The organism is Azoarcus sp. TTM-91, from assembly GCF_012911025.1.
Taxonomy (GTDB): Bacteria; Pseudomonadota; Gammaproteobacteria; order Burkholderiales; family Rhodocyclaceae; genus Azoarcus.
In genome coordinates, this window is sequence record NZ_WUEI01000028.1 from 17,584 (window position 1) to 31,312 (window position 13,729).

The following is a 13,729-nucleotide window of genomic DNA, read 5'->3' on the forward strand; positions in this document are numbered from 1 at the left end:
CGCAGCGTCCAGCGACCGAAGGGAGCGAGGTTGAGCGTCAGGTTAGGCATGCTTATGGGGTAATGCGCGAGTTGTCGGAAACTGCGAAGGCAACCCACCCGGATGGGCCACAAGTGCTAGTGAGCTGTTGTTCAAAATGCGCCTCGCCTTGAGTGTCCCATGACTGCCCAAAACGAAGCGTTAGATGTGCCGACTCAACAGGCTGCCCACTGAGTGAAAGCTCAACCGAGTAGTCGTCACCACAAAGAAACCCTCCGTCCATGCAGCCCGGAAATGCGGCGTTAAATATTTGCGACACTGCCTCGAAGCTACCAAGGGTGTCGACCTCTTCAACCTCGGTGAGATCAGTTACCGATGCTTCCGACGGCTTGAGGATGATGATGTCAAAGCTCATTTTAAATGCCTAACGTGTTTTAGCCCGCAGTTCTGCGGACTCATCTTTAAGCTTGCGGTATAACTCAGCCAGCCCCGCGAGCGTAAGGCTTTGGTATGTAGATGGTTTTATCCATCCTCCAATTTATATACAGCGTTAAATCCGAAGTGAAACCCGGCAGGTATCGCCGTTTTGACAAACCGGTCACCTTCCATGCTGAACGGATGGAGTGTAACAGCGGCTGACGGTCTTGTTTCTGTGCGGAAGATGGCTTCTCCGCTATCCGGATGGCAACCCACCTTCATCACCAAACCTGTCAATCTACTTAACAACAATTATCATTAAGTTGAACTTTCGCGTTCCGATCGGTCTGATGGCGGCCTTTGAGCTTCCGCTTTCCGTACAACGTTGGAGACACCTTGATGAAAGCCGTGCAACTGTTCCGCCGTGCCACGCTGGGCGCCGCCTGCGCCAGTGCCTTCTTCTCTGGAGCGGCCGTGGCCGAGGAGATCAACCTTTACACGACTCGTGAGCCGGGGCTGGTTCAGCCGCTGCTGCAGGCTTACACCGCCAGGACCGGGGTGAAGGTGAATACGGTGTTCATGAAGGATGGGCTGCCGGAGCGGGTGGCCAGCGAGGGGGCGCGGTCGCCGGCGGATGTGTTGATGGCGGTGGATGTGAATGCGCTGGTGGACATGACCGAGAAGGGCGTGACCCAGCCGGTGAAGTCCGCCGCGCTGGAGGCGGCGGTGCCGGCGAATCTGCGCGACCCGGCGGGCAACTGGTTCGCGCTGTCGATGCGTGCGCGCACGCTGTACGAGGTGAAGGGCGGGCCCTCCAGCTTCACCTACGAGGAGCTGGCGGAGCCGAAGTACAAGGGCAAGGTCTGCCTGCGCTCCGGCCAGCATCCCTACAACACCGCGTTGATTGCCCACCTGATCGCGCGCGATGGCGAGGCGGCGGCGGAGAGCTGGCTGCGCGGCGTGAAGGCCAACCTGGCGCGCAAGGCGGGCGGCGGCGACCGCGAGGTGGCGCGCGACATCATGGGCGGGCTGTGCGACTTCGGCCTGGCCAATTCCTATTACGTCGGCCTGATGCGCAGCGGCGCCGGCGGGCCGGAGCAGCAGAAGTGGGGCGAGGCCATCGATGTGGTGCTGCCCACCTTCAAGAATGGCGGCACCCATGTGAACGTGGCCGGCGCGGCAATCGCCAAGCACGCGCCCAACAAGGAGCAGGCGGTGAAGCTGCTGGAGTTCCTGGTGTCCGACGAAGCCCAGGCGATCTATGCCAAGGCCAACTTCGAGTACCCGGTGAAGCAGGGCGCGGCGGTCGATCCCATCATCGGCAAGATCGGTACGTTGAAGGTGGATGCGCTGCCGCTGGTGGAGATCGCCAAGCATCGCAAGGCGGCCAGCCTGCTGGTGGACAAGGTTGGCTTCGACAACTGAGATCCTGGGCGCGGCGGGGCACTCCGCCGCTACCGCTGAAGACGTGGCGCCGGCGCGGCGCCACGCGCTTTTGTTCACCGCCGGCGGCGCGGGCCTTGGCTGGCTGCTGGCTTGCGCGTTGGTGGCGGCGCTGGTGCTGCTGCCGGTGCTGTCGCTGGCCGGCCATGCGCTGCAGGGCTCCGGCGAGTTGTGGCCGCATCTGCTGGCCTATGTGCTGCCGCAGGCGCTGCGCGACAGCCTGATCCTGCTCGCCGGCGTGGGCGTGCTGGTGGTGCTGGTGGGCAGCGGCACCGCGTGGCTGGTCACCGCCTACGATTTTCCGGGCCGGCGGGTGCTGGGCTGGGCGCTGCTGATGCCGCTGGCGGTGCCGACCTACATCGTCGCCTTCGCTTACCTGGACCTGTGGCATCCGGTGGGCGCGCTGCAGACCGGCTTGCGCGAGCTGCTGGGCTACAGCAACCCACGGGACTTCCGCCTGCCGGACATCCGCTCCATGTGGGGCTGCATCCTGCTGCTGGGCTGCGTGCTCTATCCCTACGTCTATCTGCCGGCGCGGGCGCTGTTCCAGATGCAGGCCAGCGGGCTGATAGACGCCTCGCGCACCCTGGGCGCCGGCCCCTTCCGCTGCTTCTTCGGCGTTGCGCTGCCGCTGGCGCGGCCGGCCATCGCGGTGGGCGCCAGCCTGGCGCTGATGGAAGCGCTGAACGACATCGGCGCCGCCGAATTCCTCGGCGTGCGCACCTTCACCGTTTCCATCTATTCGACCTGGGTGAATCGCTCCAGCCTCGCCGGCGCGGCGCAGATCGCGCTGGTGATGCTGGCGGTGGTGTTGTCGCTGATCGCGCTGGAGCGCTGGGCGCGGCGGCGCCAGCGCTATGCCGCCGGTGCCCGGCAGGCGGCCCGGCTGGCGCCGCGGCGGTTGTCCGCCGGCCGCGGCCTGCTGGCGGCGGCAGTGTGCGCGCTGCCGGTGCTGTTGGGCTTCCTGGTGCCAGCGGGCTACCTGCTGGTGGAGGCCGCCAAGCGCTTCAGCTACGCCGGGCTGGAACAGATCATCCTGCGCGAAACCTTCAACACCGTGCTGATCTCCGCCATCGCCACGCTGGCTGCCACTGCGTTGGCCTTCCTGCTGGCCTACACCCTGCGGCTGGCGCGCACGCCCTTCGCCAACGCGCTGGTGCGCTGCGCCAGCCTAGGCTACGCCGTGCCCGGCACGGTGCTGGCCATCGGTCTGCTGGCGCCGCTGGCCTGGTTCGATGCGTTCATCGACTCCGCTTCGACCAGCCTCTTCGGCCTCTCCACCGGGCTGTTGCTGTCCGGTTCCGGCGCGGCGCTGGCCTACGCGTATGTGGCGCGCTTCCTGGCGGTGGGCAGCGGCGGCATCGAAGCCGGCTTCAGCAAGATTCCGCACTCCATGGACGATGCCGCGCGCTCGCTGGGCGCCAGCGCCGGCCGGGTAGCGCGGCGGGTTCACCTGCCGCTGGGCTGGCCGGCGATTGCGGCGGCCATGCTGCTGATCTTTGTCGACTGCATGAAGGAACTGCCGGCCACGCTGCTGCTGCGGCCGCTCAACTTCGAAACCCTGGCCACCCACCTCTACGGCGAGGCCGCCCGCGGTACTTACGAGAGCGGCGCCATCGCCGCGCTGCTGATCGTGCTCGCCGGGCTGCTGCCCATCGTGCTGCTGGCGCGGGTGGGGCAGGGCAGCGCCACCGCGCCCCAGGCCGGCGCCGCGGCGGCGGTGCCCTCGGTATGAGACTCCCCCGATGAACATGCCCGATCTTCCTTTCAGTGCTCGTCCGTCTGCCGCCACCGCACGCGCCGGCGATAGCCACCGGCTTGCCGCCGACGGCCTGTGGCACAGCTTCGGCGATGCCAGCGTGTTGCGCGACGTCTCGCTCAGCCTCGCGCCCGGCGAGATCCTCTGCCTGGTCGGCCCCTCTGGCTGCGGCAAGAGCACCCTGCTGCGGCTGCTGGCCGGGCTGGAGCAGGTGCAGCGCGGCAGCATCGCCCTGGATGGCAAGGTGATCGCCGACGCCCGCCGCCATGTGCTGCCGGAGAAGCGCGGCGTGGGCATGGTGTTCCAGGATTTCGCCCTGTTTCCCCACCTCAGCCTGCTTGACAACGTCGCCTTCGGGCTCGCCGGCCGGCCGGCGGCACAGCGCCGCGCGCGGGCGCTGGAGATGCTGGCGCAGGTCGGCCTGGCTGACCGTGCGCAGGATGCGCCACATGCCCTGTCCGGCGGCCAGCAGCAGCGCGTCGCCCTGGCCCGCGCGCTGGCGCCGCAGCCACGGCTGATGCTGCTGGACGAGCCCTTCTCCAACCTGGACGTGCGCCTGCGCCACCGCCTGCGCGCCGAAACCCGCCATTTGTTGAAGGAGGGCGGCGTCGCCAGCGTGATGGTGACCCACGACCCGGACGAGGCGATGTTCATGGCCGACCGCATTGCCCTGATGCGCGCCGGCCGCATCCTGCAGGCAGGTTCGCCGGCCGAGCTGTACCGCCATCCGGGCACGCCCTTCGCAGCCGGCTTCTTCGGCGAGGTGAATCGCTACCGTGGCTGCGTGCGCGCTGGCCGGGTGGCCACGCCGCTGGGCGAGATCGCCGCGCCTGGCCTGGCGGAAGGCGCCCAGGCCGAAGTGCTGCTGCGGCCGGAGGCCATCCATCCGCTTGCGGCCGGCACACCCGGCGGGTTTGTCGCCGAGGTGGTGGAGGCCCACATGCTGGGCGCCTACTCCCAGCTGACGCTGGCCTTGCCGGATGGAAGGGGCGGCAGGGTGTGCTGGCAGGCGCAGATGCCCAGCGCCGCTTGCCCGGCGGCGAGTGGCCATCTCACCGTGGGGCTGTATCCGGACGGGGGTTTCGTGTTTCCGCCGGAGGCGGAGGCCTGATCCGCCACGGGTGGCTGCGAGGCCCCAGGCCTGCGCGGATTTCGCCGCCGGGGCGGGTGAGCTTCAGGAAGGCGCGCCCGCCGCTTCATCCCCGGCAAACAAGCGTGGTACCCAGTGCAGGAACGCGACCATGCCGAGCAGCTCCACCAGCGACTGGAACACGATGACCACCACCGCCGCCTCGTAGCCGGCCGGCAGCGCCAGGGCCAGCGGCAGCACGACGAAGGAATTGCGGGTGCCGAAGCCGAAGGCCAGCGTGCGCCGCCGCGCGGCCGGCAGACCAAAGGCGCGGCCAAGCAGGGCGGCGGCCAGCAGCGCCAGCGCCAGATAGGCGAGGAAAACCGGCAGCACCACCGGCAGCAGCGGCAGGGCGCTGCGCACCGCGCCCACCTGGGCCGCCGCGATCAACAGCAGTACCAGCGCCAGCAGCGGCACCGGAAACCAGGCGAGGCGATCGCGCAGCGCGGCGCCCGCCGGCCGCGCCTGCGCCCAGCGCTCGGTCAGGGTTGCGAGCACTAGCGGCACGACGATCAACAGCAGTGCGGTGGCCGGCAGTTCGCCGCCGCCCAGCGCGGCAGCCGCCTCGCTGCCTAGCATCAGCCACAGGTAGAAGGGGAGCAGTGCCAGCTGCAGCAGCAGGTTGGCCGGGGTGATGGCGAGGGCGCGGCTGGTGTCGCCACGGCCGAGCTGGGTGAAGGTGATGAACCAGTCGGTGCAGGGCATCAGCAGCACCAGCAGCGCGCCCAGCCGCAGCGCCGGCTGCGGTGGCAGCCACTGGGCCAGTGCCCAGGCCGCCAGCGGCATCAGCACGAAGTTACCGAGCAGGGCGGCGGCGGTGAAGCGGTGGTCGCGAAAGGCCGCCGGCAGTTCCAGCAGCGGCACCTGCACGAAGGTCGCGTACAGCAGTAAGGCAAGCACCGGCCACAGCAGGGATTCGAAGGTCGCGGCGGCGGCGGGAAAGGCGCTGCCGATGGCGAGGCCGGCGGCGATGGCGAGCAGGTAGAGCCAGACCTGCCGGCGCTCCAAGGTGAGGCGATCGAGGAACATGTTCTATTCGTGCGCAAGCCGCCGGGGCGCGGCCTGCTGCGTGTTGGGGAAGACCGAATCTAGGGGCTATGCGGCGCTGCGGCAAGCGGCGCGCGGCAGGGAAGGCTGCGCTGGGTCTCCCCGGTCTCGCCCTTCCTCTGGATTCCGTCCGTGGGGAAGAGAGAAAGCCGCAATGGTCGTGCGTCCGGGCCTGCGTTGCGCCAGGGGGGCGGCGGGCTGACCGCGCGCGGTCTCAGGATGAGGGCGGCGTGTCCTGCGGGGCTGCTGCTTGTCGTGGCAAGACCAGTTCCGCCTCCAGTCCGCCGCCTGCGGCGTTGTGCAGCGTGAGGCTGCCGCCGTGGGCGAGGGCGACGGTGCGGGCGATGGAGAGACCGAGACCGACGCCGCCCGAGCTGGCGTTGCGTGAGGAATCCAGGCGGTAGTAGGGCTCGAAGACCTGTTCCAGCATGTCCTCCGGGATGCCCGGGCCCTTGTCGGCGATGCGCAGGCGCAGGCGTTCGGCGGCGTCGTCCACCTGCACGCGGGCGCTGCCGCCGTAGCGCACCGCGTTCTCCAGCAGGTTGGCGATGCAGCGGCGCAGGCTGCGGGCGTGGCCGCGCAGCGGGGCGCGGGCGTGGCCGGCGATGCTGACCTGGCCGCCGGATTCCTCGATGTCCGCCTGCAGGCCCTGCAGCAGCGAGTCGATGTCGATCTCCTGGCGCAGCTCATCCGTTTCGGCGCCGCGGATGAAATCCAGCGTGGCGGTGACCATGCCCTCCATGTCGTCCAGGTCCTTGCGGAACTTGGCGCGCAGGGATTCGTCGGCGAGCAGTTCGGCGCGCAGGCGCAGGCGGGTGATGGGGGAGCGCAGGTCGTGGGAGACGGCGGCGAGGAAGCGGGTGCGTTCGGCGATGCCGGCGCGCAGGCGTTGCTGCATGAGGTTGAAGGCGGTGGCGGCCTTGCGTACTTCCACCGGGCCGGTGACCGCCAGCGGCGGGCTGTCCAGGTTGCGGCCGAGGGCGTCGGCGGCGGCGGACATGCGCGCCAGCGGACGCAGCACCAGGCGCACCGCCACCAGCGCGATCAGCACGACGACGACGATGCGCAGCGCGTAGATGCGGGTGATGTAGTCCAGCAGCGCGGCCAGCGGCTGGGTGTTGCCGCCGCCCTGGCTTTCCTCCGCCTCCACCGCGAGCCACTGGCCGTCGGCGAGGCCGAGATCGAAATGGTAGTGGCCGCGCGGCTGGCTGGCGGTGAACAGGGTGAGCGGGCCGGCCTCCTGGCCTTCCTCGTCGCGCAGGCTGATCTCTTCGACGACCAGCGGCACCGGCCGCCCGTAGCGGCTCTCCAGCACGCCGGCGAGCAGGCGCTGCAGGTTGTCGCGGCGCGCCGGCGCGGCTTCGGGCAGTGGCGGGTCGGCATGCGCGAGGGGGCCGGGATGCAGCGCGACATGGAAGCCGCGGCGGGAGAAGGCAGCCAGCAGCGCCGGGCGGTCTGCCGGCGCGGTGGTGTCCAGCAAGGCGAGCAGATCGGCGCTGCGGGCGCCCACCAGCCGGGTGGGCATTTCCAGCACCTGGCTGTAGCGCATCTCGAACCAGATGGTGCTGGTGAGCATCTGCGCGGCCAGCAAGCCGGCGACCAGGATGAGCACCAGCCGCCCGAACAGCGAATCCGGCCAGAGCCGAGGCGCGCTCCGCGGCCACCAGCGGCGCACGCTCAGGTGTCCTCCTGCATGACGTCGGCGGCCAGCAGGTAGCCGATGTTGCGCACCGTCTTGATCAGCTGCGGGCTGCGGGCGTCGTCTTCCAGGTGGTTGCGCAGGCGGCTGACGCAGACGTCGATTGCGCGGTCGAAGGGGCTGCGCTCCTTGCCATAGACGCGATCGACCAGGAAGTCGCGCGACAGGGTGCGGTTGGGGTGGCGCAACAGGGTGTGCAGCACCCGGTAGTCCGAGCCGCCGAGGCCGATCACCAGGCCGGTGGGCGAGTGCAGCTGGCGGGCGTGGGTGTCCAGCCGCCAGCCGGCGAAGCGCAGGATGGGGGCGCTGTCCAGCTCGCCGCTCACCGGCATGCTGCGCGCCCGCCGCAGGATGACCTTGATGCGCGACAGCAGCTCGCGCGGGTCGAAGGGCTTGGGCAGGTAGTCGTCCGCGCCCATTTCCAGGCCGACGATGCGGTCCAGCAGCGCGCCGCGGGCGCTCAGCATGATGACCGGCACGTTGCTGCGCACCCGCAGGTTGCGGCACAGGGTGAGGCCGTCCTCGCCGGGCAGCATCAGATCAAGCACGATGAGGTCGATGCGGCAGCCCTCGGCGATGCGCATCATTTCCTCGCCGTTGGCGGCGGTGTGGGTGTGGTATCCGGCGGCGCCGAGGTAGTCGGACAGCAGCTCGCGGATCTCGGGATCGTCGTCGACGACGAGGATGTGGTCGGGCGTGGACATGGGCGGTTTTTTACCGGCTCGCCGGCGCCTGTGCCAAGCGAGTTTGTAATGGATTTGTTTTGAACCGCGAGAGAAGTTTCCCGGCCCGGGGCGGCCGGGGCGCCGCCCTCATTGCGCCGGCGGCATGCCCAGGGCCTCGCGGGCACGCTGTTTGGCGGCGATGTAGTCGCCGTGCTTGAGGTAGAGCAGGTCGGCGATCTTGCGCAGCAGGTGCTGCTCGTGGTGGCTGAGGTGGCCGTCGGCGAAGGCCACCCGCCACAGGTATTCAACGATGCGCACTTTCTCGGCGGCGTCGTAGCCCTTGTTGAGCTGGGAGGTGAAGGCGTAGAAGTCCGGCGCCTCGCTGGCCTTCTCGCCGGCCAGTTCCAGCAGGCGTTCGAGTTCATCGTCGCTGAGGCCGAACTGCTCGCGCAGCACTGCCGCCGTGGTCTCGCGCTCGGCGCGGTCTATGTTGGCGTCGGTGCGCATCACCTCGATCAGCAGCACTGCGGTGGCCAGCTGCAAGGTGTGCTCCGAGGGGCCGCCCTGCTCGCGGGCGGGCGTTTCGGTGAGGCTGGCGAAGAGTTCCTTCAGGTTGCGTAGCATCGTTTTCCGTGAGGTAGTGGGGGGAGGGGGCTGGCTGGCGTTGGGCACCGCCTGGAGCCGGCTCCAGGCGGTTGCCCGCCGGTGCCCGCTCCCTGTGGCACCGGGCGGCCGGCCCGGCCAGCAATATTTCCCTTTCGCTTGCCCGGGCGATGACGAGGGCCGGTGGGGAGCCGGCAGCGTCCGGTAGGACCGTGCCACCCCGGCCGGAGGTTCCCGGTGCCGTGGCGCTGTGCTTCAGTGGCTGGCCGGCGACGCCAGCGGCAGCCGCAGGGTAAAGGTGGTGCCGGCGCCGGGCTGGCTTTCCAGCGTGATGTTGCCGCCCAGCCGCCCGACGATGCGCTTCACCAGGTACAGCCCCAGCCCGGCGCCGGCGGTGCCGCCGGCATTGCGGCCGCGCACGAACTTGAGGAAGACGTTGGCCTGCTCGGCTTCCGGGATGCCGGGGCCGGCATCGGTGACGCTGATCTCCACCGTGCTGCCGCCATTGGCGATGCGCAGGCCCACCTTGGCGCCGGCGGGAGAATACTTGAGGGCGTTGGTGACCAGGTTGTCCACCACGATGCGCAGGTAGCTGCGGTCGCTGGTAAGGGTATCGGGCGCGCTGGCGAGCTCCACCTCCACCCGCTCCCGCTGCGGATCGATGGCGTCCAGCGAGTCGGCGACGAAGCGGTCCACCGGGAAGGTGCTGGGCTGCAGCTCGCGCTCCTCCATCAGGATGCGTTCGTTGCTGAGGAAGCGTTCGATGAGGTCGGCCATGCGGTCGGAGGCGGCCTGGATCTTGTCCACCCGGCGCAGGTTGTCCGCCGAGAGGTTGGCCTGGGTGCCGCGCAGCATGTAGCTGCTGGCGTCGATGATGGCCAGCGGCGTACGGAACTCGTGCGACACCATCATCAGGAACTCGTGCTGTTCTTCGCGCGCATGGCGTTCCACCTGCAGCGCGGCTTCCACCCGGTTCTTGCTCTCGCGCAGGGCCTGCTCGGTGGCGAGGCGGTGAGCGATCTCTTCGTTCAGCTCGCGGGTGCGCACCCGCACCCGGCGTTCCAGCATCGCCTCCGCCGACAGGGCGGCCTCCAGCGCGCTCTGCTGGGCGGCGCGGTGTTCCACCTGCAGGTCGTGGAAACGCTTGGCGAAGCCGGCGCTGAGGAGCAGCAGGTGGATGGCGGCGCCGACGATGTAGCCATGCTCGAACAAGGGATGGCTGGGCAGCAGGCCGAGGTTCATCAGCAGCCGGCCGTAGATGGCGCCGTAGAGGATGGCGAAGGCGAAAAGGTAGAGCCCGGCCATTGGCACCCGCCGTACCGCCAGCCTCACCGCCGCGCTCAGCATGAAGGTGATGCTGAGCACCGCGCCGGCCTGTATCACCGGCATCACCCGGCCGAATTCGCCCAGGGCGAAGCCGATGCAGCCCAGCACCGCGGCGGTCCACGAGCTGTATTCGTAGATGCGCGCGGCATTGGGGAAGTAGCTGCGCATGTTGAGCAGGCGCGCGCCGAAGGAGGCGCCGGCCGCGAGCGAGAGGGCGATGGAGATGCCGAGCAGGGCATCGCCGGTGTCCGCCAGGTCCACCCGGAAGAAGGGGGAGGACAGCCCCAGGCTGTGGATCACCGAATACGCGCTGGGCAGCGCATAAGCCAGGTACCAGCCGATGGCCGGGTTGCGGGTGTAATACCAGACGAAGCTGGCGGCCAGGCACAGCGCCAGCGCGATGCCGACGAAGGTGCCCAGCAGCCCGGAGATGGTGCTGCTGGAGTCCAGCAGCGCCAGCGGCTCCCACAGCCGCAGATGCGCCGCCAGCGAGTTGCGCGAGACCAGCCGCAGGTAGAGCGTGGGCGGGGTGCCGTCGAGCAGGCCGTCTTCCAGCTCGATCTGGAACACCGGGTTGCGCAGGCGGTAGGGGTACTCGTCCGCCGGCACGTTCTCGCCCCGGCGCAGTTCGCGGAAGCTGCCGTCCGGCAGCGGGAGGTAGAGGCGGGCGTCGTCCACCAGCGGGAAATCCACCTCCAGCAGCAACACCCGGGGCAGTTCCTCTATGCCCTCCAGCCGCAGGCGCAGCCACACCGCGTCCGCGATATAGCCGAGGTTGAAGGTGGGCGAGGCGGGGCGCAGCGCATCCGGCCGCTGCGCCACTTCCTCCACGGTCAGCTGACGGCTGGCGTCCCGCAGCATCTCGACATGCCCGTCCAGCGGAATCTGCCCGGCGCGCTCCCCGGGCGCAGCGAGGCTGGCGCCGCCGGGCAGGGCGGCGAGCAGGCCGAACAACAGCAGGAAACGGAGCAGGGCGGGGAGCATCGTCGTGGGAAGGCGGGCGGCGCGACGGGGGATGGACGGAAGGCGCGGAAAGGCTGCTGGAAGCGGGGCTGAAAGAGCGCCGCGGGCGGACGGGGATGGACGTCCTGCGCCGCGGGGCAGGTATTATCGGCCGATAAACCGCGATTACGACAAGGGAGACGCCCACTCATGGCTTTGCTTGCGCTGCTGGAGGATGAAACCGACCTCCGCGAAGAGCTGGAGGCCCACCTCTCCGCCTCCGGCCACACCGTGCTGACGGCCGGCTCCATCGCCGAGTTCGAGCTGGTGGCCGCCAGCGCCCGGCTGGACATCGCCGTCATCGACCGGGGGCTGCCGGACGGCGACGGCATCAGCGTGGCCGATTCCCTGCGCCGCAGTTCGCCTACCACCGGCATCATCCTGCTCACCGCCCGCGGCTCGGTGGACGACAAGATCGCCGGCCTGCAGGGCGGGGCGGACCACTATCTGGTGAAGCCGGTGAAGCTGCCTGAACTGAGCGCCCATGTGGCCGCCCTGCTGCGCCGCCTGCCGGCGGGCTGGCGCCTGGTGGCGCACGAGTGCTGCCTGTACGCCCCGGACAACGCCAAGCTGGTGCTCTCCAACCGCGAATTCGATTTCCTTGCGCTGCTCGCGCGCGGCGGCAGCCGGGTGGTGACCCGCCGCGAGGTGGTGGAAGCCTTCGGCGAGGACTGGTTCTCCTACGACCTGCGCCGCCTCGACACCCTGGTAAGCCGGCTGCGCCGTCGCTGCCGCGACGAGGCCGGCCACGAGCTGCCGATCCGTACCGAGCATGGCCGCGGCTACCTCACCGCCGAACTCATCGAAAGCACCTGAGGCCGGGTCGTCGCGCCTGGTCCCGCCGCTTTTGTTGACGCCGGAGCTCGATTTAGCACGCCCCATGTAAGGAGTTGACAGCTTTTCGCCCCGACCCGCTTCCTACAATCGCCCACCGTTTGTTAACAATCTCCTGAATCCTGCCTCTTGCCCGGCGGATCGGGAAAGGGCGAGAGGTTCGTTGTGAAGCAAAAGTCGAGGAGTGTGGGATGTCGCCTGGGTGTACTGGCTGCGGCGCTCGGTAGCCTGGGAGCTGGCCTGGCGCAGGCGCAAACGACGCTGACGCCCGGCGCGATCATGGAGACGGTGCCCAAGGAGGCGCCGCAGATTCCCCAGCCGCGACGCGATGCGCCGGTACAGGTGACGCCGGTCGAAGGCGCCCGCAATCTCGATCCGAACGCGCCGCGCTTCGCGGTGAGCAGCTTCAAGATCACCGGCAACTCCGCCATCGACGCCGCCGAACTCCAGGGCGTGGTCGCCGAGCGCGTCGGCAAGTCCTACAACCTCTTCGAACTGCAGAAAGTTGCCGACGAGCTGACTGCCTACTACCGCCAGCGCGGCTACCCGGTTGCCCGCGCGGTGCTGCCGGCGCAGAAGGTGGAAGGTGGCGCGGTGACCATAGAGATCATCGAAGGCCGTGCCGATTCGGTCACCTTCGAAGGCAACGAAACCTACAGCGAATCCCTGCTGCAACGCTGGGCCGCGCCGCTGATCGGTAAGCCGGTGAAGCTGGACGCGGTGGAAGAGCGCATGCTCGCCATCGACGACCTGCCGGGCGTGACCGCCTCCGCGGTGCTCACCCAGGGCGCCCTCTACGGTGGCACCAACCTGGCGGTGCAAGTGGATGACAAGCCGGTTGAGGGCCAGGTCAGCCTGAACAACTACGGCCGCAAGGAAGTGGGCGAGGGCCGTATCGACGCCAACCTGGCGCTGAACAACCCCCTCGGCATCGGCGACCAGATCGGCGTGCGCACCAGCTACTCCGACGGCGGCCTGCTGCGCCTGTACGGCGCCAGCTACAGCCTGCCGCTGAACATCTACGGCACCCGCCTGGCGCTGAGCTACACCACGGTGGATTACCGCATCGGCGGTGATCTGCGCGACCTCGACCTCAACGGCAAGAGCGAGATCGCCTCCGCCACCGTGCTGCACCCCTTCCTGCGCAGCCAGCGCGAGAACCTGTTCGGCACCGTGGCGGTGCGCAGCTTCTCCGGCCGCCAATACACCGACGACCTGCGCCTGTCCGACAGCGATGTCACCGTGCTGGAACTGGGCGTGGCCTGGAACCGCATCCACGACGACTTCAGCTACACCGCCGCCAGCATGCGGGTGAGCAGCAACTTCCGCGACAGCGACAAGGGCACCCGCAACGACGCGCACAAATTCAAGATCGAGGGCGAGGCCACCCACCTGATGCCCCTCGCCACCAATTGGGATCTGAAGCTGACCGGAGCCGGCCTGTGGTCGCCGGACGCGCTGATCGACGCTGAGCGCTTCAGCCTCGGCGGCCCGACCTCGGTGCGCGGCTACCCGGCCGCCGACGTGCTCGGCGACCGCGGCATCTTCGGCAGCGTGGAGGCGCGCTACCGGGTGAGCCTGGGCACCGCCCCCGGCTTCATCTCCGCCTTCGTCGATGGCGGCCGCACCGCGCGCAAGTACGCCGCCGCAGGCACCGCCGAAGCCCGCAACCTCGCCAGCGTCGGCGTCGGCTTCACCATCCAGCCGAGCGAGCATTTCAACGCCCAGATCATGGCCGCCGTGCCCGTCACGTCGACCGACCCGGGCGACGACCGCAACTACGGCCGTCTCTGGGTAAGCCTCAACGGCGCGTTCTGACGCGCGCA

At 69.1% G+C, this 13,729-nt stretch carries 11 protein-coding genes; 5 read left to right on the plus strand and 6 right to left on the minus strand.

Annotated features, from left to right (window positions below):
* Window positions 1-52: 52 nt before the first annotated feature.
* Entirely contained in the window at window positions 53-394 is a 342-nt protein-coding gene (locus tag GRF61_RS10355) for a hypothetical protein (RefSeq protein ID WP_169150578.1), read from the minus strand.
* A gap of 401 nt (window positions 395-795) precedes the next feature.
* On the opposite strand from GRF61_RS10355, the gene GRF61_RS10360 reads away from it, so the two are divergent.
* From GRF61_RS10360 to GRF61_RS10370, 3 genes are read left to right on the plus strand one after another with little or no spacing between them, the layout of a single operon-like run.
* A complete protein-coding gene (locus tag GRF61_RS10360) occupies window positions 796-1,821 on the plus strand; it encodes an extracellular solute-binding protein (protein WP_169150579.1) in 1,026 nt (341 codons plus the stop codon).
* On the plus strand, window positions 1,805-3,574 hold the full coding sequence (locus tag GRF61_RS10365) for an iron ABC transporter permease (protein ID WP_211165879.1): 1,770 nt from the start codon (window positions 1,805-1,807) through the stop codon (window positions 3,572-3,574). Before GRF61_RS10360 ends, GRF61_RS10365 begins: the two co-directional genes overlap by 17 nt.
* 10 nt (window positions 3,575-3,584) lie before the next feature.
* On the plus strand, window positions 3,585-4,709 hold the full coding sequence (locus GRF61_RS10370) for an ABC transporter ATP-binding protein (protein ID WP_211165880.1): 1,125 nt from the start codon (window positions 3,585-3,587) through the stop codon (window positions 4,707-4,709).
* 63 nt (window positions 4,710-4,772) lie between these two features.
* Here GRF61_RS10370 and GRF61_RS10375 read toward each other — a convergent pair whose 3' ends face one another.
* The 5 genes from GRF61_RS10375 to GRF61_RS10395 all read right to left on the minus strand — a co-directional run bounded on the left by GRF61_RS10375 (window position 4,773) and on the right by GRF61_RS10395 (window position 11,051).
* A complete protein-coding gene (locus GRF61_RS10375) occupies window positions 4,773-5,756 on the minus strand; it encodes an arsenic resistance protein (RefSeq protein WP_169150581.1) in 984 nt (327 codons plus the stop codon).
* Window positions 5,757-5,988: 232 nt separating this feature from the next.
* Complete coding sequence (locus tag GRF61_RS25040) at window positions 5,989-7,449, minus strand: ATP-binding protein (RefSeq protein ID WP_211165881.1); 1,461 nt, start codon at window positions 7,447-7,449, stop codon at window positions 5,989-5,991.
* 2 nt (window positions 7,450-7,451) lie between these two features.
* Window positions 7,452-8,177, minus strand: a complete 726-nt coding sequence (locus tag GRF61_RS10385; RefSeq protein ID WP_169150582.1) for a response regulator transcription factor — start codon at window positions 8,175-8,177, stop codon at window positions 7,452-7,454.
* Between the two features lie 108 nt (window positions 8,178-8,285).
* On the minus strand, window positions 8,286-8,762 hold the full coding sequence (locus GRF61_RS10390) for a TerB family tellurite resistance protein (protein ID WP_169150583.1): 477 nt from the start codon (window positions 8,760-8,762) through the stop codon (window positions 8,286-8,288).
* 234 nt (window positions 8,763-8,996) lie between these two features.
* Window positions 8,997-11,051, minus strand: a complete 2,055-nt coding sequence (locus GRF61_RS10395) for a sensor histidine kinase (protein ID WP_211165882.1) — start codon at window positions 11,049-11,051, stop codon at window positions 8,997-8,999.
* Window positions 11,052-11,219: 168 nt separating this feature from the next.
* Here GRF61_RS10395 and GRF61_RS10400 point away from each other — a divergent pair, with 168 nt between their 5' ends.
* Window positions 11,220-11,885, plus strand: a complete 666-nt coding sequence (locus GRF61_RS10400) for a response regulator transcription factor (RefSeq protein ID WP_169150584.1) — start codon at window positions 11,220-11,222, stop codon at window positions 11,883-11,885.
* Window positions 11,886-12,089: 204 nt separating this feature from the next.
* Window positions 12,090-13,721: a ShlB/FhaC/HecB family hemolysin secretion/activation protein gene (locus GRF61_RS10405; protein WP_169150585.1), complete on the plus strand. Its 1,632-nt coding sequence runs from the start codon at window positions 12,090-12,092 to the stop codon at window positions 13,719-13,721.
* Window positions 13,722-13,729: the final 8 nt, after the last annotated feature.

Excerpts from the sequence above, each read along its gene's own strand:
- GRF61_RS10355 (WP_169150578.1), bottom strand. The coding sequence starts at position 394 with ATGAGCTTTGACATCATCATCCTCAAGCCGTCGGAAGCATCGGTAACT.
- GRF61_RS10360 (WP_169150579.1), top strand. The coding sequence starts at position 796 with ATGAAAGCCGTGCAACTGTTCCGCCGTGCCACGCTGGGCGCCGCCTGC.
- GRF61_RS10370 (WP_211165880.1), top strand. The coding sequence starts at position 3,585 with ATGAACATGCCCGATCTTCCTTTCAGTGCTCGTCCGTCTGCCGCCACC.
- GRF61_RS10375 (WP_169150581.1), bottom strand. The coding sequence starts at position 5,756 with ATGTTCCTCGATCGCCTCACCTTGGAGCGCCGGCAGGTCTGGCTCTAC.
- GRF61_RS10385 (WP_169150582.1), bottom strand. The coding sequence starts at position 8,177 with ATGTCCACGCCCGACCACATCCTCGTCGTCGACGACGATCCCGAGATC.
- GRF61_RS10390 (WP_169150583.1), bottom strand. The coding sequence starts at position 8,762 with ATGCTACGCAACCTGAAGGAACTCTTCGCCAGCCTCACCGAAACGCCC.
- GRF61_RS10395 (WP_211165882.1), bottom strand. The coding sequence starts at position 11,051 with ATGCTCCCCGCCCTGCTCCGTTTCCTGCTGTTGTTCGGCCTGCTCGCC.
- GRF61_RS10400 (WP_169150584.1), top strand. The coding sequence starts at position 11,220 with ATGGCTTTGCTTGCGCTGCTGGAGGATGAAACCGACCTCCGCGAAGAG.